The following is a 22,605-nucleotide window of genomic DNA, read 5'->3' on the forward strand; positions in this document are numbered from 1 at the left end:
CAAATATAGAGTAACCGAGACGAGGTGACTAGATGCGACATCGCGCGAGGCAGAAAGCTGCGGAAGCAATGCGTGAGGCGTTCCTCGTCGCCGTCGCTGAGTCGGAGCTGAAACTCGACGTCGCGCAGCGTGAAGCGACCACGTCGATGGCGCGGAATGTCGGCAACGGTTTCTACCTCTGGGGAGATCCGGGACGGGGCAAGACCGCGTTGTCGTCCCTGTACTTCAACGCCATCCCCACCACATCAAAGCGTCGCTTCCACTTCTACGAGTTCTTCGCCGCGATCGACGAACTCATCGCATCGACCAGATGGACTGTCGACGACGCGCTCGACGAGTTGCTCGGTGGCTCAACGGCGATCATGTTCGACGAGTTTCACGTCCACGATGTCGCCGACGCCATCTACCTCACCGCAACTCTTCGACGCATCGCCCGCGACGGGACACTGTTCATCGCGACGTCAAACTATGCGCCACAAAAGCTACTGCCAAACCCATTGCTGCACCATCGGTTTCACCAGGCAATCGATATTGTCGAGCGAGAGTTCTCGGTCATCTGGATCGGTGAGGGTGACGACTACCGACGACTCGACGGCGCGTCGCGACGAGGCTTCGCATCCGGAACCTGGTCGCCGTCGGAGTCTGAGGAGATCGCGCGGATGCTCCCCGCGAGTATCGATATAAACGGCCAGTCGGTCGAGGTACTACACAACGCCACGTCGGCTGCAGTGACGTTCGCAGAGCTCTGCGAACGGCCGCTCGGAATGCGGGAGTACCTCGCGATGACCGAGCGCTTCCGCGAAATCACTCTCCGCGACGTACCAGATCTTGCCTGCACTGATCGAGAACCGCTGCGCCGGTTGGGAAATCTGGTCGACATCTGTTGTGACCGGGACGTCGTCCTGCACGTCGTGTCCCGGGGAACTCCACATAACATCCTCCGCGCGCTGCCCCCGCCGCCCGACGCGGCCCGCACGCTCAGCCGGCTGTCGATGCTGCGGCCCACAGCCAACGCGCCTCATCTCGACGCGGAAACGTGATCGGCCGACGCCCTGTTCGCGGCGCGTGCGGCGTCGAGAAGTGTTGCGCCGTTGGCCAGATGCGCGACAAGCGTGCCCGCGAAGACGTCGCCCGCGCCCGTGGTGTCCACGACGTCGACCTGTGGAACGTCGAGAATGTCCAGAGATTCGCTCCCGGCGACCACCACGTCGTCGCCACCTCGCGTGATGATGACTGATCTGCTGATAGTCAACAACTTTCGCGCGAGATCAGCCGGCTCGGCATCGTCTGTCGAATCGGCGTAGTACGCCGCCTCGATCTGATTGACGATCAGCGGGTCGGCCTCGCTGAGTATCGACGAGTCAACGGGTGCCGTCGGGCTGGGATTGAGGACGAAACGAATCTCGTTGTCGTGGCACCACTTCGCGGCTGCAGCGGTGACCTCGGTGGGTGATTCCAACTGTGTGATCACGACGGCCGGGTGCAGTGCATCGAGTGCCGCGCCGACATTGTCGGGGGTCAGTTCGCTGTTGGCGCCGGAGATCACGATGATGCTGTTGTCGCCATCGTCGTCGACCTCGATGACCGCATGGCCGCTGGTGCCCGACACCCGACGCACGTAGGTGACGTCGACGCCCGCGTCGACGAGATCAGACACCATCCGGTCTCCGGCGGCGTCGGTACCCGTCGCCCCCACCAGAGCGGTTGACACGACTGCGGCGGCTGCCCGTGCCTGATTGGCTCCCTTGCCGCCGGGACGCTCGGTCAACGACCGACCGAGGACGGTCTCGCCGACGGCCGGTCTACGAGCGAGTGTGACGACCAGGTCGAGATTCAACGTTCCGACGATAGCCACCAATCCTGAACCTGTTGCCTCCATACCCCGAGTATGCCGGTCGGCCCGTCGCGTAGATTGCTGTTCGATCACCGCGATAGAGGAGTGCAGATGGCCGCGTCACGCTGGAAACGAGTGCAGACACTGGCACGCATCCTCGGCGGACATCAGGTAGCGCCAGACACCGAGACCCCTCACGTCACCCTCTTCGACGATCCGCAGCGCACGCTGCGCCGCTACGGCACCACCGAGCAGGTCGCGGCCGCCCGCGCGTCGGGAAGGCCGCCGATCCTGCTGGTCCCGCCACTCGCGGTGCCTGCTCGCTGCTACGACCTCGGGCCGGGACAGTCGGCCGTCGAGCATCTCCTCGCCGCGGGTCGCATCCCGTACGTCGTCGACTTCGGTGACGTCGGGCAGGCGCACCGTCAGGTCGGCTTCGAGACCTACTTCGACGACATCGTCCCGCAGGCGATCGACCGAGTGCTCGCGGATTACTCCGCCGACGAGCTCGACGTCGCCGCGTGGAGCCTGGGCGGGACCGTGTCGCTCCTGATGCTCGCAGCGCACCCGGACCTGCCGGTGCGTTCCCTCACCGCTATCGGTACGCCGCTCGACTACGACGCCGTGACGCCGTACCCGCTCGTCAAGCGGGTCATGCGACCGGTCGGAGGCGCGCCGATCACGGGCGCGCTCAAGGTGATGGGTGGGATTCCCGCGCCACTGGTGCGTATTGCGTACAGGGCGCTGGCCGCCGACCGTGAACTGAAGAAGCCGCTCTACATCATGCGCAACGCCGACGACCACGAGGCACTCGCCCGCATGCAGGTCATCGACCGATTCCAGAACGCCATGCCCGGTTACGCGGGCAAGGTATCGCTCCAGATGTGGGAGAACTTCGTCTTCCGGGACGAATTGGCCTCGGGCGTAGTCGATTTCGATGGTCGCGTCGTCGATCTCACGACGATCCGCAAGCCCATCCAGCTCTTCGGCAGCCACCGCGACGCCATCGCGAGCTGGGAAGCCGCCCACCACGGGGTCGAACTTCTCGGCAGGTCAACCGAAGTGCACTTCCAGACGGTCGAGACCAGTCATCTCGGTCTGATCGCAGGCGACGCCGCCGCGGAACAGACGTGGCCGCGCGTCGAAGAGTTCCTCGACGACCTCGACACGCGAGAAGTGCTGCAACGCAAGTAAGTCAGCTCTCGGCTGATGCCGTCCTTCGTGCCGCCAACCACGCGTGCACCATCGGGACAGCACTTGCACCCTCGCCGCTCGCTGCAGCGACACGCTTCATCGACTGTGCCCTGATGTCGCCGGCGGCGAAAACCCCTGCGGCACTTGTGGCAAGATTCGGCGGCGGCAGTTCGCCAGGCCACTGATCCTTCGGAACGTCGCGTCCGGTCAGCACGAATCCGCGGTCGTCGAGCGCAATACTGTCGGGCAGCCAGTCGCAGTGAGGTTCGGCGCCGATCAGCAAGAACAGTCCGCCTGCGTTCACCCGTTCGCTGGCGCGAGTGACGGTGTCGCACAACTCGAGCCATTCGAGTTGACCATCGCCACCGCCGTCGATGACCTCGGTGGTGCCACGCACGCTGATCCGCGGGTGGTAGGCGATCTCGCCGATCAAATACTGCGACATCGTCTCGGTGAGGTCTGCTCGTCGAATCAGTATCGTCACCGAGCGCGCGAAGCGGGCGAGATGAATCGCGGCCTGTCCGGCAGAGTTGCCGCCACCGACGACGAACACGTCACGGCCGTCCATCTCGCGTGCCGCGGACATCCCCGCACCGTAGTTCACACCAGACCCGACAAGCGATTCCAGCGATTCGACACCGAGCCGTCGATACGCGACACCGCTCGCGATGAGCACACTTCTCGCAAGCACGTCTCCACCTTGGGTGCAGAGGCGATGCGGTGCATCGTCGACGCCGAGTCGCAGTTCGTCGACCGGCCAGCCGGAGTAGAAGCGCGCACCGAAACGTGTTGCCTGCGTGCGGGCTCGTTGCGCGAGACGCATCCCGGAGATGCCGCGCGGGAAGCCGAGGTAGTTACGGATCATCGAACTCGTACCCGCTTGTCCCCCAACGACATCGGATTCCAGAACCACCGTCGACAAGCCTTCCGAAGCGCCGTACACGGCTGCAGCAAGTCCCGCAGGTCCCGCGCCGACGACCGCCAGGTCGACGATCTCGTCCTCGTCCACATCCGACGGCCGCCCGTAGATGAGCGCCGACACGTCGCGGGCTGTGCCCGGAGAGATCACACGGTTACGCAACTTCGGGGCCATGGAGTGGACGAGCGGAAACGGAACGGGCGCGCCACCCGAGTCGTACAGCGCGATGGCTGCCTGCCCCTCGACGCTGTCGCTGGGGTACACCCGATTGGGCATCCCCATGCGGTCGAGGATGTCCCTGATGCCGAGCGTGAGCGCCGACGCCGAGTCGCTGATGACACGAACGGAATCGACGACCGGGGTCGCGACAGTCGCTCCCCAATCCGAGAGCATCTCGGTGATCGCGTAGTGGAATTCTTCGTCGCGAGCGCCGCGCGGCATGAGCAAGAATGTGTCGAATTTGCCCTTCGCAAGGGCGGGTCGCAGCAACTCGATGTGGGCGCCGAAGTTCTCCCACGAGATGACGACGACACGCTTGGCCGTCGGCACGATGCTTCGGAAAGTGCTCAGCGCCTCGAACACCGACATGTCGGGCAACTCGGACTCGACGACGATCTGCGCCACCGGAACACCCTCGCCCACAAGGCTGCCGAGGAGCACGACCGCTCCGACGGCCGACTCCGCACACTCGATGCGATAGTCACGGAGGTACCGGCCGAACTCGCCGCGAAGTTGCTCTGCGTGGCCGGACGACACGAGCACGATTGCGGGTTGGTCACCCATGGCTCCAGTGTGGCAGGAATCGGCGTCGGTCGAGTGGGCGCTCAGCTCGACGCGCAACCACGCGGCGCAGCCGCAACCATTGCTAGGCTGACCGGCATGCATGTGGATCCCACTGTCGGTGTTGCCAGTGCTGGCTTGATCGGCGGATATGCGACCGCAAGGTACACCGGCAAACGTCCACTCGGGGGCGTGGTCCTCGGAATCGCGGGCGCCTGGTGCACGCGCCAGTGGCTGAGCAGGGGTCCGGGACCGGCGGCCGGACTTCTCACGGGCTACCTCGCAGCGTTCGGGCTGTCACACCCACTCGCGAAGAAGATCGGCGCATGGCCATCGGTCTTCGCGGTGACCGGTGCATTCGGCGCCGCGACGTACGCGGTCACCTCCCGCACCGCCACCACCTCTCACACGGGAGCCTGAAGCATGGCCTCCAAGCCACACGTAGTGATCATCGGAGCCGGGTTCGCCGGAGTACACGCAGCTCGGCGACTCAGGAAGGTGCCGGTCTCGATCACCGTCGTCGATCGCGGCACCAGCCACCTCTTCCAGCCGCTTCTCTACCAGTGCGCAACCGGGGTGCTCTCGGAAGGTGCCATCACCAGCCCGATCAGGCATCTGCTTCGACGTCAGCGCAACGTCAACGTGGTGCTCGGCGAGGCCGACGACATCGACGTCGCGGCAAAGGTTCTCACCGTTCTCGGTGCCGACGGCAGTCCCGCCGAGATCAGCTACGACTACCTCGTCGTCGGGACCGGCATGCGGACCGCGTATCACGGCTGCGACGACGCGATCGAGAACTCGATCGGCATGAAGACGCTCGACGACGCACTTGCGATTCGACGACAAGTGTTGGGCGCCTTCGAGATTGCCGAGACGCTCACCGATCCCGAGGAGCGTCGGAAGTGGCTCACCTTCGCTGTCGCAGGCGCGGGCCCTACCGGCGTCGAAATCGCCGGACAGATACGCGAATTGGCGACGCTCGCACTCGGTCGAGAGTTCGATTCGATAGACCCGACCGAAGCCCGGGTTCTCCTCTTCCACGGAGCTGATCGCATCCTGCCGTCGTTCACCGAGTCGCTGTCCAAGAAGGCGCAGCGCACCCTCGACAAGATCGGCGTCGAAACCCATCTCGGGGTCCATGTCGTCGACGTCGGCGAGGACACGGTCACGACCAAGGACAAGAAGACCGACGAGACCACGACATACAAAGCCAGGACGACGTTGTGGACAGCGGGCGTCGAGGCTGTCCCGTTCGCGCGGACTCTCGCCAAGGCGCTCGGCGTCGAGGCCGACCGCTCCGGTCGGATTCCGGTGCGCGACGACCTCTCCGTCGAAGGACACCCCGAGGTATTCGTCGCGGGCGACACGTCGTCGTTGAACAAACTGCCGGGCGTGGCAGAGGTGGCCATGCAGGGTGGACGTCACGTGGGTGGCGTGATCGCGGATCTCGTTGCGGGACAATCAGAACGTAAGCCGTTCAAGTATCACGACCTCGGAAATGCCGCCTACATCGCGCGACGAAATGCCATCGTGCAGAGTGGTCCGCTGGAAATGTCGGGAACGTTGGGCTGGCTCGCGTGGGGAGTGATCCACGTGGCCTTCCTCGCGGGCGTTCGGAACCGCATGGGCGCGCTGGTGACCTGGTCGGCCACGCTGATCACCGGAACTCGAAGCGAACGAGCGATCACCTACGGCGACCCTCGCAGAGCGCATCAGCCCTACCCCGACGAGTGACATGTACGTCATCGGTATCGTCGCGGCGTGTCTGGCTGCATTGGCATACGGACTCTCGACGGTCCTGCGTGCCAAAGGGGCACAAGAGGCGGCACAGGGTTCCGGCAACAGCGGATCGGCGAGCGGTGCGCTAGCCGCGTTCACCAATCCGACGTTTCTCCTCGGCACGCTGACCGTGATGCTCGGTTTCATCGGTGGCGCGATCGCGGCGCGATTCCTGCCGCTGTTCCTCGCGCAGTCGATCGTGGCGGGCAATCTCATCGTGACCGCACTGTTGGGCACGGTGATGCTCCATACCGCACTGCGCGCAAAAGACTGGGCGGCGATCCTGCTCGTCGTGTTCGCGCTGTGTGTACTCGGCGCATCGGCGTCCAAAGAGGCGTCGACACACGCTGACATGAAATTCCACTGGGCGCTGTTCGTGATCACCACGGCGGTTGCGGTACTCGGCGTCGCGGTCATGCGGGCACTCGGAAGTCGCGGAGCCATCTTCGGAGGCGCGATCGCGGGTCTCATGTACGGCGCGCTGGCAGTCGCGGTGCGTGTGCTCGACGGCGTCTCCCCGTTCGACCCCCTCACGGTGCTGAAAGATCCGGCAGCATGGACCATCGCGATCGCGGGTGCCATGGCGTTCTACATCCAGACCCTTGCGCTGCAGATCGGACCGGTCAACGCCGTCACCGCAGTGCTCGTCGTCGGAGAGACAGGTCTTCCCGCCATCGTCGGTGTGGTGTTCCTAGGCGACAAGGCCGTCGACGGACTGGAGTGGCTCGCGGTCGTCGGCTTCGTGTGCGCCATCATCGGTGCGTCGCTGGTTGCGTGGTTGACGAGTGAGGAAGGCGAGCAGCCCGCTGCGCAGGGAGTGCACACCTAGACTTGGGCACCATGAGCACCGATGATGTCGCCGAACAGATCCTGCGCACCTTCGACACGATCACCGTCGTCGGGGCAAGCGCCAACCCTGCCAAGCCGTCGAACGGGGTTCCCGCCCTGATGAAGTCGCTTGGCTGGCGCATCATCCCGGTCAATCCCACTGCCGAGACGATTGTCGGAGAGACCGTCTACCCGACTCTCGCCGACGTTCCGGAGCAGGTGGAGTTCGTCGACGTGTTCCGGCCGTCGGCCGACTGCCCGCAGATCGCTCGCGAGGCCGTTGCCGCGGGCGCCAAGGCGCTCTGGTTGCAACTGGGGATCACGTCGCCGGAGGCGCGTGCGATCGCCGAGGAAGCCGGACTGCTCTACGTCGAGGATCGTTGCCTCAAGATCGAGCAGCAACGCACCGGGATCACGCCGAAGCGATGAACCACGGTCCGGCGGGACTACCACTGGCGCTGCTGTTCGTGGCGTTCCTGCTGACGTTCGTCATCACCCGCGTCATCACCCGCCTGATCCGTGCCGGCAAGGGGCCGTTCCGCAACAACGTCTCCGGTGGCGTGCACATCCATCACGCGGTACCCGGGATCATCCTGTTGATCATCGGCGCCATCACGTCCGTGGCGGCCGACGGCACTGCGCCCGCCGGCGAGATCGCGGCAGTGCTGATCGGCATCGGGGCGTCGCTGGTGCTCGACGAGTTCGCGATGATCCTGCACATGCAGGACGTGTACTGGTCGCGTGAGGGCCAACTCTCGGTGCAGGTCGTTGCCCTCACCGTGGCGGCACTCGGGCTACTGCTGCTCGGTCTCAATCCCGTCACCACCGACGACGACGAGTCGGCCCGGTTCGGCGCAGGCCACGTGGTGATTCTCGTGGTCCTCGTCGTGCACATCGGTGTGCTGCTCGTCTGCGTGGCCAAGGGCAAGTATTCGACGGCCGTCATCGGGGCGTACCTCCCGCCGGTCGCGTGGATCGGCGCAGTTCGGTTGGCGCGCCCGGGTTCTCGTTGGGCACGCAAGCACTATTCGAAGGCCAAACTGGACCGTGCCACGTACCGCGCGGAGCATTTCGACGCGCAATTCGGTTCCTATGGACTGAAGCTTGCCGACCTCGTCGCGGGTAGGCCGTCGCAGCCCGACCCCGAAGCACCGAGCACTGCCGCCTGAGCACCTCGCCAATCGATAGCGAACGATTGAATATGACACACTGAATAGGTGAGTTCGCAGGACACGGCCGATCCGCACGACATGGACACCAACCCGCTACTCCTGGAGCGGCAGGTCTGTTTCGCGTTGGCCGTGGCGAATCGTTCGGTACTGCGCATCTATCGCCGATTGCTTGATCCGCTCGGCCTGACGCATCCGCAGTATCTGGTCATGCTCGCGCTCTGGGAGTCGGAACCGAGGGCGGTCAAAGATATCGGTGCGGTGCTGCAGCTCGACTCCGCGACCCTTTCTCCGCTTCTCAAGCGACTCGAACAACAGCAACTCATCGTGCGCAGGCGTCGCGGCGATGACGAACGCAACGTCGACGTCGAGCTCACGTCGTCGGGTCGTGCACTGCGTGAGCAGGCGCTGTCGATTCCCGGGGCCGTCGTCGATGCACTGGGCGTCGAGCTGTCTGATCTCGAAGAGTTGCACCGAGCCCTGACGCGCGTCAACACGGCCGCGGTCGCGGCGGCGAAGGCGCCGAGCGCGTAAGGCCCCGTTTTAGCTCGGGTAGATAATGGACTGATGGGTCTACCGATCATCGACCTCTCGACGGCCGCCTCCGATCCCGCGGGGTTCGAATCCGCGCTCCTCGACGCGACGCATCGAGTCGGCTTCTTCTACCTCGTCGGACACGGCGTCCCGCAACAGCAGATCGACGAGATCTTGGCGCTGGCCAGGCGCTTCTTCGCGCTTCCCGCTCAAGCCAAGGAGGAGATCAGCCAGCTCGAGAGTCCGCATTTCCGTGGTTACTCGCGCCTTGGTGGCGAACTGACCAACTCGGAGGTCGACTGGCGCGAGCAGATCGATATCGGACCCGAGCGCGACGTGATCGAGAATGCGCAGGGGTATTGGAATCTGCAGGGGCCGAACCTGTGGCCGTCTGCCCTTCCGGAGCTGCGTCCCGCGTTCGAGAAGTGGGACGCCGCCCTGTCGGAGGTTGGGCTCGAACTGCTGCGTCACTGGGCGCACGCACTCACCGGCGATGCGACCGTCTTCGACGACGCCTTCGCGACGGCACCGGCCACTCTGATCAAGGTGGTGCGTTATCCGGGCACCACGCAGACATCGCAAGGCGTTGGCGCGCACAAGGATTCAGGTGTGCTCACGCTGCTGCTCGTCGAACCGGATTCGACCGGCCTACAGGTGGAGGCGGGTGCCGACGAGTGGATCGACGCACCGCCGCTCAAGGGTGCGTTCATCGTGAACATCGGAGAACTGCTCGAGGTCGCGACGGGCGGCTTCCTGCGGGCGACGCGGCACCGGGTACTCGCTCCGGCGCCGGGAACCGACCGGATCTCGATCCCGTATTTCCTCAATCCGGCGCTCGACGCCCGGGTCCCGACGCTCGCCCTACCGCCCGACCTCGCACAACTCTCGCGCGGCGTCGAAGAGGATCCGGCCAACCCGCTCTACTCGACGTACGGGGAGAACGCGTGGAAGTCGAGGACACGCGCGCATCCCGACGTCGCGGCGCGACACCACGGCTAAGGTCGGACTATGTCCGTGTCGGGTGAGATGTCGGTGCAGGGAGTCCAATCATGAGCGCGGTCGCGTGGATAGTCATCATCGTGACCATTGCGGTCGCGTTGATCATTCTGGCAGGAGCGGCGTGGTTCGCCGTCGATTCCGACAAGCGGGTTCGACGCTTCGCGCGCTCCAACGACCTCATCCCCGGCCAGCCGAGCCGCGCCCCTGATGACTGGACGACGTCGACGTCACGTGAGGCGCGGATGCACCGTCGAATCCGCTATGCCATCGCCGACGTCCACCAGAACCCGTGGATCGCCAACGACGCCGGCCTGGTGGCCGAGCGCGATCGTCTCGACGCGGCAGTGTTCGACTTGGACGACAAGCTCATTCACGTCTCGACCCTCCCCGAGGAGGAGCGGGACTCGGAACTCGAAGCGATCGACGCCGCCATCGTCGAACTCGAGGAACTACCGAAGAAGCTGTGGGAGACGCCCGCGGAGCAGCAGCGCAGCGATATCGACGCCGCGATCAGCACGATCGGGCGGGCCTGACACTAGGCGGTCAGCTCGATCAGCTTGCGGACTGTCCGTAGGTTGCGTCCTGTGCCCTGCACGCCGAGTCCCCGTGCGATCACAGGTGCCGTCAGCTTCGAGGTGCCTGCGCCCTCCGCGTAGCGGATGTGGAGATCGGAGCCGATGACCTGGGAGAGATCGTTGCCGAAGACCTTGTCCGAAAACGCTTTCAGTCGATCCTCCGGTGGCGTATCCACCAAAAAGTAGACGTACGAGAACTTCTCGTCGACGACGTCGAACGGGTGGGTGTCGAGAGCGGTCACGAGTTCGTCGCGCGAACGGCTGATCACTTCGCGGAAGAATCCGTAGCGCTGCTCGATTGCCGCCTCGAGCGCTCTGTCGAAATGGTTCGGCGCCGCCGGTGGCGTGCAGATCAGGTTGCCGGAAGCGATGTAGGTCGAGATGTCGGTTGCTCCGAGATCGCCTGCGATGCTGCGCAATTCCTTCATCGGAACCTTCGCACCACCGACGTTGATCGCTCTGATCAGCACTGCTCGACGTGGCATGTTTACAGTGTCTCACCGACTTTGGCGCTCTGTTAGCGTCGTTGGTCCTGACCCAAGCTTTCAGATCACGAGGGGCCGCTCGGGTGGTTCTGGTGACGGAGGAGTCGGGCTTGGATCAGGAATCGGTTCCGGCGCAGGGACCGGGATTGGCGGCTCTGGCGGGGGTTCCGGAATCGGCTCAGGAGCCGGCGTCGGCGTGGGCGGTGGTGGCGGAACTGGTACTGGCTGGTTCATGTGCAACGCACTTTCCGCGGACCCGCGGGAGATGGACCCACTGGATCCGACGGTACGCGCATCATCGCGGTTGTTGGGTTGGTCGGTGGGTGGGGTGGTCAGCGGGGGAGGTAGGCCACGGCGAAGGTGCGGCGGTAGGGCAGCACAGTGCCCCAGTCGCGGGCGGGGTAGGCCGCGCGGAGTCGGAGCTTGAGTTGTTCGCTGAATTCGTCACGCAGTTCGTCGGGAAGCGCCTCGAGGAAAGGACGCGCGCCGGTGCCGGAGATCCAGTCGAAGACCGGGTCGTCGCCCTTGTCCTTGAGTATGTGCAGATACGTCGACTCCCACGCGTTGACCTCGTAGCCGCGCTCGGCGAAGAAGTTCAGGTAGAAGTCGGGCTCGAGCCAGGGGAGCCTGCGGACGTCGCCGAGGTACTGCGCGTACGGCTCCTCTTCGGCGAGTTCGTTGAGGCTGCGATAGGTGGCGGCACCGGTGTTGTTGGGAACCTGGATCGCGAAGGCGCCACCGTCGTTGAGGTGGGGCAGTAGCCGCTCGATTGCGACCTCCTGATCGGGGACCCACTGGAACACCGCGTTCGACAAGAACAGGTCGACGGGTTCGGGAGGTGTCCACTCGGTGAGGTCGGCGACGTCGTAGTTGGCCAGCCCGTCCATGTTCTCGCGGATGGCCTCGGCGATCATCTCTGTCGAGGCGTCGATTCCGAGGACCAGGGCTTCGGGCCAGCGTTCGCGTAGGTGCTTGGTGTGCTGCCCAGGCCCGCATCCGAGGTCGACGATGGTCGACGGATTGGTCGGCACCTCGGCGATCAGATCGAGGAAGGGGCGGGCACGAGCGTCGGAGAATTGTAGGTATCGACTCGGATCCCAGACCGGCATGCAACCAACTCTATGCAATTCACAGCGATCATGGCAGTGGGTAACCTGGGAGGAGTGTCAGAGACTCTCGTGAACGATGGTGACAACGCACTGGTGACGGCCGCATCGGCCGCCGCAGACGTCGTCGAAATTTCCACCGATGGCGCCTGCCTGGGCAATCCAGGGCCGGGCGGATGGGGTGCGGTTCTGCGATACCGCGGTCATGAGAAGGAGATCTCCGGCGCTGAACCCGATACCACCAATAACAAGATGGAATTGACGGCAGCGATCGAGGGACTCGCGGCACTGACCAAGCCGTCGAAGGTGATCCTCTACACCGACTCGAGTTACGTGCGAAACGGCATCACCAAGTGGGTGAGTGGCTGGCAGCGCAACGGTTGGAAAACAGCAGACAAGAAGCCCGTGAAGAATGCAGACCTGTGGCGCCGCCTCATCGAGGAGGAGAAGGTGCACGAGGTGACCTGGAAATGGGTGAAAGGTCATGCGGGAGACCACTACAACGAGATCGCCGACACGCTCGCAACATCTGCCGCAAAGAAACTCGCTGGGCGTGAGTGATGAGTTCGGCCGCCTCGCATACTGATTCGACGATCTCGGTCGCCGTCCTCCCCGAGCGCGATCAATACATCGCCGCGGCACTCGACGGCGCCGACGCGACGCAGACCGACCTCGACGCCGCCCGGGTCCTGATCTGGCTGGGAGGCGCGGCGGGATTCCCCGATCTCCCCGACACCGTCGAGTGGGTGGCGCTGAAGACGGCGGGGATCGAAGAGTTCGTCGCCGCGGGTGTTCTCGACAACAAGCGCGTGTGGACGAATGCGTCCGGCTTCTATGCCGAGAACGTCGCCGAGCACGCACTCGCGCTCTTGCTGGCCGGTCTTCGGCAGATCAACACGTCGGTGCGGTGGGGCTGGGACAAAGACCACATCGACCCCGCGGTGCGCACACTGCGCGGGGCGACCGTGGCGATCATCGGTGCGGGCGGCATCGCGAGATCGCTGATTCCTCGTCTGAAGGCCTGTGGCGCTTCGGTTCTCGCGGTCAATCATTCGGGACGCGAGGTCGACGGCGCCGAGCGCACGTTGCCGTCGTCGCGGATGGATGAGGTGTGGTCGTCGTGCGATCACGTGGTCCTGGCCGCCCCGTCGACTCCCGAAACCCATCACCTGATCAACGGAAAGGTGTTGGCGCAGTTGCCTTCCCATGCGTGGGTGGTCAACATCGCACGCGGACCTCTCGTCGACCAACAGGCGCTGTACTGGGCGCTCAAGGGGCATGAGATCGCGGGCGCTGCACTCGACGTGACCGATCCCGAACCGCCCGCGCGAAACGATCCGCTGTGGTCGCTATCGAACGTGATCATCACACCGCACATCGCCAACCCATCGTCGGGTCTCACTCGCGAGCTCGCGCCGTGGATCGCGGAGAACATCCGTCGGTTCCGCGCAGGAGACGATCTCGTGTCCACCGTGGCGGCTGGTCACGATTACTGAGCCCCCCATCGTCGTCTGCGGTGTGTCGGGGTGTGGGAAGAGCACGGTCGGCGCCGCGCTCGCTGCACGGTTGAAGGCGCCGTTCGTCGACGCCGACGATCTGCATCCGGCCGCGAACATCGCGAAAATGGCTGCGGGACATCCACTCACCGACGCCGATAGGATGCCCTGGCTCGAGGTGGTGGGTACCTGGCTCGCTGAGCATGACGACGGCGTTGCCGCCTGTTCGGCACTGCGTCGCAGCTATCGGGATCGACTGCGCCGTAGGGCGCCCGGAGTGTTCTTCGTGATGCTCGCCCTCGACCGTGACGCTGCACTGACACGCGTACGCGGGCGGCGAGACCACTTCATGCCCGCAGCGCTCGTCGACTCGCAGTTCGCCGCTCTCGAACCGCTCGGACCCGACGAGCAGGGGATGACCGTCGACGCCACGCTGCCGCTCGAGGTGATCGTCGATCAGGTGTTGCGTTAGAGCGCGCTCGAAGGCCTAGCGTTGCTGTCATGAGTACAGATCACCTCATGAGCAGGGCGTTGGCCACGTTGAACGAACTCGACGGTCCGCTGTCGGTCGAGGTCATCCACCGCCTGGTCGAAGCGGACGAGATCGACGAACCGCTGACCATTGCCCAGGCGGCGGAGATGCTCGACGTCTCGGCGCACACACTGCGGTACTACGAGCGCGTCGGACTCGTCGACGTGCCCCGCGATCCGTCGGGAAACCGACGCTACGACGCTGACGCCGTGCGGAGGCTGGTCTTCCTGACACGAATGAGGCTGTCGGGCATGGCCATTCGCGACCTCCAGCATTACGTCGAACTGGTCGACGAGGGCGACGACACCGTCCCGGAGCGGCTCGAAATGCTACTGGAACATCGCGACACGATTCGACGCCAGATCTCAGAACTCACGCTCTCGCTGGCAGCAACCGAATACAAGATCGCCACCTACGGCGGAAGGACACAGCCATGACCGCATCAACAGACTCGACAACCGCGAACCGCAGGCGCATCGGCTCCCTCGAGGTCTCACCACTCGGATTGGGTTGTATGGGAATGAGTTTCGCCTACGGAGAGGCCGATCAGGACGAGGCGAGGGCTACGCTGCATCACGCTCTCGACGTCGGGGTCAACCTGCTCGACACCGCGGACGTCTACGGTGCGGGCGCCAACGAAGAACTTCTCGCGGGAGTTCTGGCCGACCGCAGAGACGACGTGGTGCTCGCGACCAAGTTCGGCATCGTGCTCGATCCCGAAACCGGTTATCCCAACGGCGAAGTCGACGGTTCGCCTGCGTATGTGCGGTCGGCGGTCGACGCCTCGCTGCGACGTCTCGGCGTCGACACCATCGACCTCTACTACCTGCATCGTGTCGACCCGAAGCTGCCTATCGAGGAGACTGTCGGGGCGATGGCAGAGTTGGTGACCGCAGGCAAGGTCCGCGAACTCGGCATCAGCGAGGCCAACGCCGACACCTTGCGCCGCGCAGCAGCGGTGCATCCCATCGCCGCGCTGCAATCGGAGTGGTCGTTGTTCAGCCGGGACGTCGAATCGTCGGATGTTGTCGCCGCACGCGAACTCGGCGTCACGATGGTCCCTTACAGTCCGCTCGGCCGCGGCATGTTGACGGGATCTGCTGCGGCAGTGCAGGTTTCCGACGGCGACTTCCGTTCGACGCTCCCGCGGTGGCAGGCCGAGAACCTCGACCACAACCTGGCACTCGTCGACGAGATACGTGCAGTGGCAACCGAGGTCGATGCCACACCGGGTCAGGTCGCGTTGGCGTGGCTGCTCGCTCAGGGTGGCGACGTCGTGCCGATCCCCGGCACCAAGCGCACGCGCTACCTCGACGAGAACCTCGGCGCGCTGTCGGTGGAACTGAGTTCGGATCAGCTCGAGCGATTGTCGACGCTGCGCCCCGCGGGCGATCGCTACCCCGATATGGACTGGGTGGCGGGCCGGTCGTCGTAGTTCGGCCCGCGATGCTGTGCTCCTTTGCCAAAATCTAGAACGTGTTGCAGTTCTGTGGCATTGTCGGGAGTCGTGATCCTGGACAGATTCCGACTCGACGACACCGTCGCGGTCATCACGGGCGCGGGCCGCGGCCTCGGAGCGGCGATCGCTGTCGCGTACGCCGAGGCGGGCGCCGACGTGGTGATCTCAGCACGCAGCGAAAGCGAACTGGAGAAGGTGGCCGCCGAGGTCGCCGACCGGGGCAGGCGTGCGCGCGTCGTCGTCGCCGACCTCTCCGATCCAGACGCTGCGGCAGCCCTCGCGCAGACCGCCGTCGACGCGTTCGGACGGCTCGACACCGTCGTGAACAACGTCGGCGGCGCGATGCCACGACCGCTGCTCGATACCTCGCCGAAGAATCTGAGCGACGCCTTTGGTTTCAACGTCGCCAATGCTCATGCGCTGGTGACGGCCGCGGTTCCGCTGGTGTTGGAGACGGCCGGCTCGGGCTCGATCATCAACATCACATCGGCCATGGGTCGGCTGCCCGGCCGTGCGTACGCGGCGTACGGAACGGCCAAGGCCGCGCTCGCGCACTACACACGGCTCGCGGCGATGGATCTTAACCCGCGTATCCGGGTCAACGCGCTCGCGCCCGGCGCAATCCTGACGTCGGCGCTCGACGTCGTAGCCGCCGACGACACGATGCGAACGGCTATCGAGAACGCGACACCGATGCACCGTCTCGGCGAGCCCGAGGACATCGCTGCCGCGGCCGTCTATCTCGCGTCGCCTGCCGGTGCCTACGTGACCGGAAAGGTGCTCGAGGTCGACGGCGGAATCATCGCTCCGAACCTCGATCTCCCGATCCCCGATATGTAGAAACCCACCCGCCTCACGAAGGCCGCTCGTTGCGGGACGCGCGCTCGACGATGGTCGCGATGCGAGCGGACTTGGTCTCGGGTTTGCGCGCCATCGCGATCTGGGTGAGCGCGAGCTTCCGCGCACTCGGCGGAAACGCGTCCCAGTGCTCGCGCGCCTGCGGCGTCGTGTCGAGTGCCGCGGTCAGCTCGGGGTGCTCAACACCCGCCTCCGCGTCGTCGAGGAGGTTCCAGAGGCCGCGCGCCTTGGCGTCGTCGATCACGGCCTGCCCGGCCGGTTGCATGCGGCCGGCGGCGAGGAGTTCGGTGACGCGCTTCTTGTTCGACGCCGACCACGCGCTGGTGCGGCCGCGGCGAGTGAACCACATTCCGCGACGCTGCTCGTCGAGTGTGCGGGTGTGTCCGTCGATCCATCCCCAGCACAGCGCCTCGCGGACGGTTTCGTCGTAGTCGAGGGCGACGTGGCCGGAGTCCTTGCGCCAGAACACCAACCAGATTCCCGACGACGAATCGTGGTTGTCCGCGAGCCAGTTCCGCCAGTCGTCGATGGTGTCGAAGACGTGCGTAGGGGCGTCCGCTTTGGCCATGCCGACACAGTAGTCGCGGCCGATGACGTGGGTACTGTTGTCTCATGGATCAGTTCTTGCACTTCATGGGCAATAACTGGTGGCTGATTTTCCCGATTGGCGGAGTTATCGGCGGTTGGGCCGGGTCGGTCGCCCGCTACAACGAGAAGCGTCGACGCGACAAGATCGAACTCGCCCGGGTCAAGGCGAGCGCGCAGACCGAGCAACTACGACTCACCCAGGCCGACAAGTCAGCCATCACCAAGGTGCTCGAGAAGCACGACGCGATTGATCAGCGATGGTTCGATTTTGAACTCGACCTGGCGACACTGATCGAGTTCCCCATGATGACCGACATGCGCGAGCCGCTGACGTTGGCGTTTCATCGCGCGAAGATCCGCGCCGACGATCTGCGCCCGGCGTCCGCCGACCAGAAACTCGACCCGCTCGAGTTCGAGCGCTACCGCGACGCCGTCGGCGACTACGCAGCGGCCTTCGACGCGGCCGAACGCGAGGCGCGGCGTCGGAAACAGTCCGACTTCTCGCCCATCGAGCGCGAGTCGCTCGACCGCGCGCGCAAGCTGATCTCCGTCGCCGCAGACGCCGCCGCCACACCCGCGGAACGCCAGGCCGCCTACCGCAAGGCTCGCCAGGAGCTCGACGGACTCATCGACGTCCCGGACGTCGCCGCCGCCCAGATCGAGCAGCGAATCGCGGGCGAGTTGGAGCGCTGAGCGTGTTTCTTTCGGCTCGGCTGTCGGTTGTGCACAGGTCGGAATCGGGTGGATCCAGACCGACGTTCTCGACGTCGAACATGTATGGACACTTTCCCGGTCAACGAACACGGACTGATACTGCGACGCACGGCGCTCGACGCGGGCGCCTCCGATCGGCAACTCACGCGCGCCGTCGACGCGGGCACCCTCGTGCGGGTGTGGCCCGGCGCCTACGTGCTGCCCGACAAAAGCCGCACGCCGGAGGTCAAGCATCGGCTGAAGGCGGTCGCGGCAACGCTGCTGTCCGAATCCGACGTACCGCTGAGTCATCAGTCGGCGGGCGTGCTCCACGGGATGTCGCTGCTGTTCCCCGACCTGTCGCGGGTCCACCTGACCACCGGGCACAAGACCGGCGGGCGCATCGAAACCCAGCGACATCTGCACTCCGGTCGTCTGGGGTCCGACGACATCACGGTGATCGACGGCATCACGGTGACGTCGCTGGAGGTCACCGCCGTCGACATCGCGTGCAGCGGCAACTTCTTCCAGGCACTCGCCGTCTTCGACTCCGCGCTGCGACTCGGTGCCGATCGCGAGAGGATGTCGGCGCTCCTCGACGGGCGACGCCGTGGTGTCGCCGTCGCGCGAAGGGCGCTCGCGTTCGCGAGCCCACTGGCCGACAACGCGGGCGAGTCGTGGGGCAGAGGTCAGATGATCGTCGCCGAACTGCCGGTCCCACGACTGCAGCGAGAATACTTCGACGCCGACGGCCAATTCGTCGCCAAGGTCGACTACGACTGGGAGGGCAAGCTCGTCGGCGAGTTCGACGGTATGCGCAAGTACACAAGGATCTGGGCGACGACGAGACCGCGCTCGACGTGATGAAGCGCGAGAAGGCGCGCGAGGACGGCGTCAGGCGCCTCGGACCGATGGTGATCCGATGGGTCTGGGCCGATCTGCGACAGAACCGCATGGTGCCGATGGTGCGAGAGTGGCTGGAGCGCTTGGAGATTGGCGGAATGGGTAGCGCGGCGTCGTAAATACACGTGTTTCTGACAGATGCGAGTGAAGCTTCGCGAGCGGATGTCAGATACACGTGTATTTGCCGATCAAGCCTCCGAGTCGACGGCCCCGGCGAACTGGCTGCGGTACAGCCGGCAGTACGCGCCCTGAGCGGCGAGCAGCTCGTCGTGATTGCCCTGTTCGACGATGTGCCCGTCCTCCATCACCACGATGACGTCGGCGTCGCGGATGGTCGAAAGGCGGTGCGCGATAACGAAACTCGTGCGGTCGGTGCGCAGCGCGGCCATCGCCTTCTGGATGAGCAGCTCGGTGCGGGTGTCGACGGAGCTGGTGGCCTCGTCGAGAATCAGGATGGTCGGGCGGGCGAGGAAGGCGCGCGCGATCGTGATGAGCTGTCGCTCACCGGCACTCACGCCGCCGCCCTCGTCGTCGAGCATCGTCTCGTAGCCGTCGGGCAGGATGCGGACGAAGTGGTCGACGTGGCTCATGCGCGCGGCCTCGAGGACCTCCTCGCGCGACGCCGTGGGGTCGCCGTAGGCGATGTTGTCGTAGATGGTTCCGCCGAACAGCCACGAATCCTGCAGCACCATTCCGGTGCGCTCGCGCAGGTCGTCGCGGGTCATCTGACGGGATTCGACGCCGTCGACGGTGATGGTTCCGGAGTCGACGTCGTAGAAGCGCATGATGAGGTTGACCAGGGTGGTCTTGCCCGCGCCGGTCGGCCCTACGATGGCGACCATGTGGCCGGGACGCGCGACGAGTGAGAGGTCGTCGATGAGCGGCTTGTCGGCGACGTAGCGGAACGAGACGTCGTCGAATTCGATCAGTCCACGGTCGTGCTCAGGCGTTCTCGGGTTCTTCGGGTCGGGGGTCTGCTCGTCGGCGTCGAGGATGTCGAAGATGCGCTCGGCCGACGCGACGCCGCTCTGCAGCAGGTTGACCATCGACCCGATCTGGGTGAGCGGCTGAGTGAACTGTCGCGAGTACTGGATGAACGCCTGCACCTCGCCGAGGCTCAACGCACCCGACGCCACGCGCAGTCCGCCGACGACGGCGACCGCCACGTAGTTGAGGTTGCCGAGGAACATGATCGTCGGCATGACGGTGCTCGAGATGAACTGTGCACGCCAACTCGACTGGTAGAGCTTCTCGTTGCGCTCGTCGAATTCCGATTCGACGTCGGCCTGGCGGTTGAACGCGGTCACCAGTTCGTGCCCGGTGAACGCTTCTTCGACCTGTGCGTTGAGCTTGCCGGTCGACGACCACTGCGCGAGGAAGTGCGGCTTGGAGCGTTTGGCGATCAGCGCGGTTGCACCCGCGGCGAGCGGCACGGTGACGAGCGCGATGAGCGCCAGCAGTGGCGAGATCCAGAGCATCATCACCAGGATCGCGATCACCATCAGGATGGAGTTCAGCAACTGGGAGATGGTCTGCTGCAACGTCTGTGACAGATTGTCGAGGTCGTTGGTGACGCGACTGAGCAGATCGCCGCGCGCGGTGGTGTCGTAGTAGCTCAGCGGGAGGCGGTGGATCTTGGCCTCGACCTCTGCGCGCAGATGCTTGACGGTTCCGACGACGACGATGTTGAGCAGATACGCGCCGAGCCACGACAACAGCGACGAACCGATGTAGAGCGCCAGCACGATCAGCAACACGCGGCCGACGTCGCCGAAGTCGATGCCCACACCCGGGGTGACGTTCATCGAGTTCACCATGTCGGCGAGGGTGCCGTTGCCGCGCTCGCGCAGCCCCTCGACGGCCTGCGCCTTGGTCGTCCCCGCGGGAAGCATCTTGCCGACGACACCGTCGAAGATGATGTTGGTGGCGTCGCCGAGCACGCGCGGTGCGAACGCCGTGAGGATCACCGATCCGATGATCGACAACACGACGACGCTCATCGACGTCCGGTAGGAGAACAGCAATCCGATCAGCCGCTTGATCGACGGACCGAACGATCGCGCCTTCGCCACGACTGGTCCAGCAGCCATCGGGCCACGGCCGGGCCCTGGGGATGCGGGGGCGCCGCCGCCCGCGCGGGTCATGCCGACTCTCCGATCGCGAGCTGCGACTCCGCGATCTCGCGGTATGTCTCGGAGGTCGCGAGAAGTTCGTCGTGTGTGCCGATCCCGACGATCCGACCGCGATCGAGCACGACGATCTGCTCGGCGTCGACGATGGTTGAGATGCGCTGGGCGACGATAATGACGGCGGACTCCGACGTCGCGGGTGCGAGTGCGGCGCGGAGGCGGGCGTCCGTGGCGACGTCGAGGGCCGAGAACGCGTCGTCGAAGAGGTAGACCGACGGTTTGCGCACTAGCGCGCGGGCTATTGCGAGGCGCTGACGTTGACCACCCGACACCGTGGTGCCGCCCTGGGAGATCGGGGTGTCGAGGCCGTCGGGCATGCGCTCGACGAAGTCGGCGGCCTGCGCGATGCGCAACGCCTCCCAGATCTCGTCGTCGGTGGCGTCGGGCTTGCCGTTGCGAATGTTCGACGCGACGGTGCCCGAGAACAGGTACGGGCGCTGCGGGACGAGGCCGATGGCGTCGCGCAGGGTATTGGGGTCGAGGCGTCGGACATCGGTGTCGCCGACACGAACCTCACCGGCGGTGACGTCGATGAGTCGGGGCACCAGACCGACGAGCGTGGTCTTGCCGGAACCGGTCGAGCCGACGATGGCGGTCGTGGTGCCGGGTTCGACGCGAAAGCTGATGTCGGACAGGACGGGATCGTCGGCACCCGGATAGCGGAACTGAGCCGCCCGGAACTCGACGGTCGACGGTTGCGCTGCGAACGGGACAGGGTTTTGCGGTGCTCCGACGGAGGTCTCGGTGTCGAGAACCTCGCAGATACGCTCGGCACACACTGTCGCGCGCGGCGCCATCATTGCGAGGAACGACGCCATCATCACCGACATCAGGATCTGCATGACGTAGGTGATCATCGCGGTCAGGGCGCCGATCTCGATGCTGCCGTCGGACACCAGGTGGCCGCCGAACCAGATGATCGCCACGATCGTGACGTTCGTGATCAGCATGACGGCGGGGAACATCAACGCCTGCATGCGGCCGACGCGCAGCGTGGCCTGGGCGAGGCTGTCGTTCGCGGTGGCGAAGCGGTCGATCTCGTAGCGTTCGCGCACAAACGCTCGGACTACTCGGATGCCCGTGATCTGTTCACGCAGAACACGATTGACCGCGTCGATACGCTCCTGCATCGCGCGGAAGCCGGGAATCATGCGCGCGATGATGACTCCCATCGCAACCGCGAGAACGGGCACCGCCACGACGAGCACCCACGACAACTGCGACCCCACCTTGATGCCCATGATGATGCCGCCGATGCACATGATGGGCGCCATCACCAGGATGGTGGTGCTCATGACGATCAACAACTGCACCTGCTGGACGTCGTTGGTGGTGCGGGTGATCAACGACGGCGCGCCGAACGTCCCCATCTCCCTGGCGGAGTAGGTGTTGATCCGGTGCAGCAGGTCGTGCCGGATGTCGCGTCCGGTCGCGAGTGCTGCCCGCGAGCCGAAGTACTGGGCGATGATGGTGCACACGATCTGGGCGATCGTGATGACGAGCATGACCGCACCGATGCGCAGGATGTACGACGTGTCGCCCTTCGCGACGCCGTTGTCGATGATGTCGGCATTCAGCGTCGGCAGGTACAACATGGCAACCGTCGCGACGAGCTGCAGTATCACGACGGCGAGCATGTGCCAGGGATACCGCGAGAGGTATGTCCTGATCAGGCGGGTCAGCAT

General features: G+C 65.1%; 26 protein-coding genes. 19 read left to right on the forward strand and 7 right to left on the reverse strand.

The window, feature by feature from the left end; genetic code table 11:
* The first annotated feature begins 32 nt into the window (after nt 1-32).
* Nucleotides 33-1,040, forward strand: a complete 1,008-nt coding sequence (zapE, locus tag ACRVY7_RS18955) for a cell division protein ZapE (RefSeq protein WP_431818211.1) — start codon at nt 33-35, stop codon at nt 1,038-1,040.
* Here the strand turns inward: zapE and ACRVY7_RS18960 are convergent.
* Nucleotides 1,019-1,879, reverse strand: a complete 861-nt coding sequence (locus tag ACRVY7_RS18960; RefSeq protein WP_431818212.1) for a PfkB family carbohydrate kinase — start codon at nt 1,877-1,879, stop codon at nt 1,019-1,021. The genes zapE and ACRVY7_RS18960 overlap by 22 nt on opposite strands.
* Before the next feature lie 66 nt (nt 1,880-1,945).
* On the opposite strand from ACRVY7_RS18960, the gene ACRVY7_RS18965 reads away from it, so the two are divergent.
* Nucleotides 1,946-3,028 carry an alpha/beta hydrolase gene (locus ACRVY7_RS18965; RefSeq protein ID WP_431818213.1) on the forward strand — a complete coding sequence of 361 codons (1,083 nt, stop codon included), beginning with the start codon at nt 1,946-1,948 and terminating at the stop codon, nt 3,026-3,028.
* A gap of 1 nt (nt 3,029) precedes the next feature.
* Here the strand turns inward: ACRVY7_RS18965 and ACRVY7_RS18970 are convergent, their stop codons facing one another.
* On the reverse strand, nt 3,030-4,730 hold the full coding sequence (locus ACRVY7_RS18970) for an NAD(P)/FAD-dependent oxidoreductase (protein WP_431818214.1): 1,701 nt from the start codon (nt 4,728-4,730) through the stop codon (nt 3,030-3,032).
* Nucleotides 4,731-4,826: 96 nt separating this feature from the next.
* On the opposite strand from ACRVY7_RS18970, the gene ACRVY7_RS18975 reads away from it, so the two are divergent.
* The 8 genes from ACRVY7_RS18975 (at nt 4,827) to ACRVY7_RS19010 (ending at nt 10,569) form a co-directional block, all read left to right on the forward strand.
* A complete protein-coding gene (locus ACRVY7_RS18975) occupies nt 4,827-5,147 on the forward strand; it encodes a hypothetical protein (protein ID WP_431818215.1) in 321 nt (106 codons plus the stop codon).
* Nucleotides 5,148-5,150: 3 nt separating this feature from the next.
* Nucleotides 5,151-6,461, forward strand: coding sequence for an NAD(P)/FAD-dependent oxidoreductase (locus tag ACRVY7_RS18980; protein ID WP_431818216.1), 1,311 nt, complete (start codon nt 5,151-5,153; stop codon nt 6,459-6,461).
* Nucleotide 6,462: 1 nt separating this feature from the next.
* Nucleotides 6,463-7,335, forward strand: a complete 873-nt coding sequence (locus ACRVY7_RS18985; protein ID WP_431818217.1) for a hypothetical protein — start codon at nt 6,463-6,465, stop codon at nt 7,333-7,335.
* 11 nt (nt 7,336-7,346) lie between these two features.
* The gene (locus ACRVY7_RS18990) at nt 7,347-7,763 is read left to right on the forward strand and encodes a CoA-binding protein (protein WP_431818218.1); all 417 of its coding nucleotides are present in this window, start codon (nt 7,347-7,349) and stop codon (nt 7,761-7,763) included.
* A complete protein-coding gene (locus tag ACRVY7_RS18995) occupies nt 7,760-8,503 on the forward strand; it encodes a hypothetical protein (RefSeq protein WP_431818219.1) in 744 nt (247 codons plus the stop codon). The genes ACRVY7_RS18990 and ACRVY7_RS18995 overlap by 4 nt, the downstream gene beginning before the upstream one ends.
* A gap of 81 nt (nt 8,504-8,584) precedes the next feature.
* Nucleotides 8,585-9,037, forward strand: coding sequence for a MarR family winged helix-turn-helix transcriptional regulator (locus ACRVY7_RS19000; protein WP_049699483.1), 453 nt, complete (start codon nt 8,585-8,587; stop codon nt 9,035-9,037).
* A gap of 33 nt (nt 9,038-9,070) precedes the next feature.
* A complete protein-coding gene (locus ACRVY7_RS19005) occupies nt 9,071-10,036 on the forward strand; it encodes an isopenicillin N synthase family dioxygenase (RefSeq protein WP_431818220.1) in 966 nt (321 codons plus the stop codon).
* 50 nt (nt 10,037-10,086) lie between these two features.
* Nucleotides 10,087-10,569, forward strand: coding sequence for a hypothetical protein (locus ACRVY7_RS19010; protein WP_064868162.1), 483 nt, complete (start codon nt 10,087-10,089; stop codon nt 10,567-10,569).
* A 2-nt stretch (nt 10,570-10,571) separates the two neighbouring features.
* Here the strand turns inward: ACRVY7_RS19010 and ACRVY7_RS19015 are convergent, their stop codons facing one another.
* Entirely contained in the window at nt 10,572-11,096 is a 525-nt protein-coding gene (locus ACRVY7_RS19015; protein WP_049699368.1) for a DUF1697 domain-containing protein, read from the reverse strand.
* A gap of 332 nt (nt 11,097-11,428) precedes the next feature.
* A complete protein-coding gene (locus ACRVY7_RS19020) occupies nt 11,429-12,205 on the reverse strand; it encodes a methyltransferase domain-containing protein (RefSeq protein WP_064864049.1) in 777 nt (258 codons plus the stop codon).
* A 69-nt stretch (nt 12,206-12,274) separates the two neighbouring features.
* Here ACRVY7_RS19020 and rnhA point away from each other — a divergent pair, with 69 nt between their 5' ends.
* From rnhA to ACRVY7_RS19050, 6 genes are all read left to right on the forward strand, one after another.
* A complete protein-coding gene (gene rnhA, locus ACRVY7_RS19025; RefSeq protein ID WP_049699485.1) occupies nt 12,275-12,763 on the forward strand; it encodes a ribonuclease HI in 489 nt (162 codons plus the stop codon).
* The gene (locus ACRVY7_RS19030; RefSeq protein WP_431818221.1) at nt 12,763-13,698 is read left to right on the forward strand and encodes a D-isomer specific 2-hydroxyacid dehydrogenase family protein; all 936 of its coding nucleotides are present in this window, start codon (nt 12,763-12,765) and stop codon (nt 13,696-13,698) included. Before rnhA ends, ACRVY7_RS19030 begins: the two co-directional genes overlap by 1 nt.
* Complete coding sequence (locus ACRVY7_RS19035) at nt 13,691-14,170, forward strand: gluconokinase (protein ID WP_431818257.1); 480 nt, start codon at nt 13,691-13,693, stop codon at nt 14,168-14,170. The genes ACRVY7_RS19030 and ACRVY7_RS19035 overlap by 8 nt, the downstream gene beginning before the upstream one ends.
* Before the next feature lie 29 nt (nt 14,171-14,199).
* Nucleotides 14,200-14,667 (forward strand): MerR family transcriptional regulator, encoded by a 468-nt coding sequence (locus ACRVY7_RS19040; protein ID WP_431818222.1) that lies wholly within the window; start codon nt 14,200-14,202, stop codon nt 14,665-14,667.
* Nucleotides 14,664-15,665, forward strand: coding sequence for an aldo/keto reductase (locus tag ACRVY7_RS19045; protein ID WP_431818223.1), 1,002 nt, complete (start codon nt 14,664-14,666; stop codon nt 15,663-15,665). Before ACRVY7_RS19040 ends, ACRVY7_RS19045 begins: the two co-directional genes overlap by 4 nt.
* A gap of 72 nt (nt 15,666-15,737) precedes the next feature.
* On the forward strand, nt 15,738-16,529 hold the full coding sequence (locus tag ACRVY7_RS19050) for an SDR family oxidoreductase (RefSeq protein WP_431818258.1): 792 nt from the start codon (nt 15,738-15,740) through the stop codon (nt 16,527-16,529).
* 13 nt (nt 16,530-16,542) lie between these two features.
* Here ACRVY7_RS19050 and ACRVY7_RS19055 read toward each other — a convergent pair whose 3' ends face one another.
* Entirely contained in the window at nt 16,543-17,115 is a 573-nt protein-coding gene (locus ACRVY7_RS19055) for a YdeI/OmpD-associated family protein (RefSeq protein ID WP_431818224.1), read from the reverse strand.
* 44 nt (nt 17,116-17,159) lie between these two features.
* Here ACRVY7_RS19055 and ACRVY7_RS19060 point away from each other — a divergent pair, with 44 nt between their 5' ends.
* The 3 genes from ACRVY7_RS19060 to ACRVY7_RS19070 all read left to right on the forward strand — a co-directional run bounded on the left by ACRVY7_RS19060 (nt 17,160) and on the right by ACRVY7_RS19070 (nt 18,850).
* Nucleotides 17,160-17,828, forward strand: coding sequence for a hypothetical protein (locus ACRVY7_RS19060; protein ID WP_064864060.1), 669 nt, complete (start codon nt 17,160-17,162; stop codon nt 17,826-17,828).
* A gap of 84 nt (nt 17,829-17,912) precedes the next feature.
* The gene (locus tag ACRVY7_RS19065; protein ID WP_431818225.1) at nt 17,913-18,692 is read left to right on the forward strand and encodes a type IV toxin-antitoxin system AbiEi family antitoxin domain-containing protein; all 780 of its coding nucleotides are present in this window, start codon (nt 17,913-17,915) and stop codon (nt 18,690-18,692) included.
* On the forward strand, nt 18,692-18,850 hold the full coding sequence (locus ACRVY7_RS19070; protein ID WP_431818226.1) for a hypothetical protein: 159 nt from the start codon (nt 18,692-18,694) through the stop codon (nt 18,848-18,850). The genes ACRVY7_RS19065 and ACRVY7_RS19070 overlap by 1 nt, the downstream gene beginning before the upstream one ends.
* Nucleotides 18,851-18,919: 69 nt before the next feature.
* On the opposite strand, the gene ACRVY7_RS19075 is transcribed toward ACRVY7_RS19070, so the two are convergent.
* Complete coding sequence (locus tag ACRVY7_RS19075; RefSeq protein ID WP_431818227.1) at nt 18,920-20,875, reverse strand: ABC transporter ATP-binding protein; 1,956 nt, start codon at nt 20,873-20,875, stop codon at nt 18,920-18,922.
* On the reverse strand, nt 20,872-22,605 hold the full coding sequence (locus ACRVY7_RS19080; protein ID WP_431818259.1) for an ABC transporter ATP-binding protein: 1,734 nt from the start codon (nt 22,603-22,605) through the stop codon (nt 20,872-20,874). Before ACRVY7_RS19080 ends, ACRVY7_RS19075 begins: the two co-directional genes overlap by 4 nt.

This window comes from Gordonia jacobaea (genome assembly GCF_965344965.1).
GTDB classification, from domain to species: domain Bacteria; phylum Actinomycetota; class Actinomycetes; order Mycobacteriales; family Mycobacteriaceae; genus Gordonia; species Gordonia jacobaea.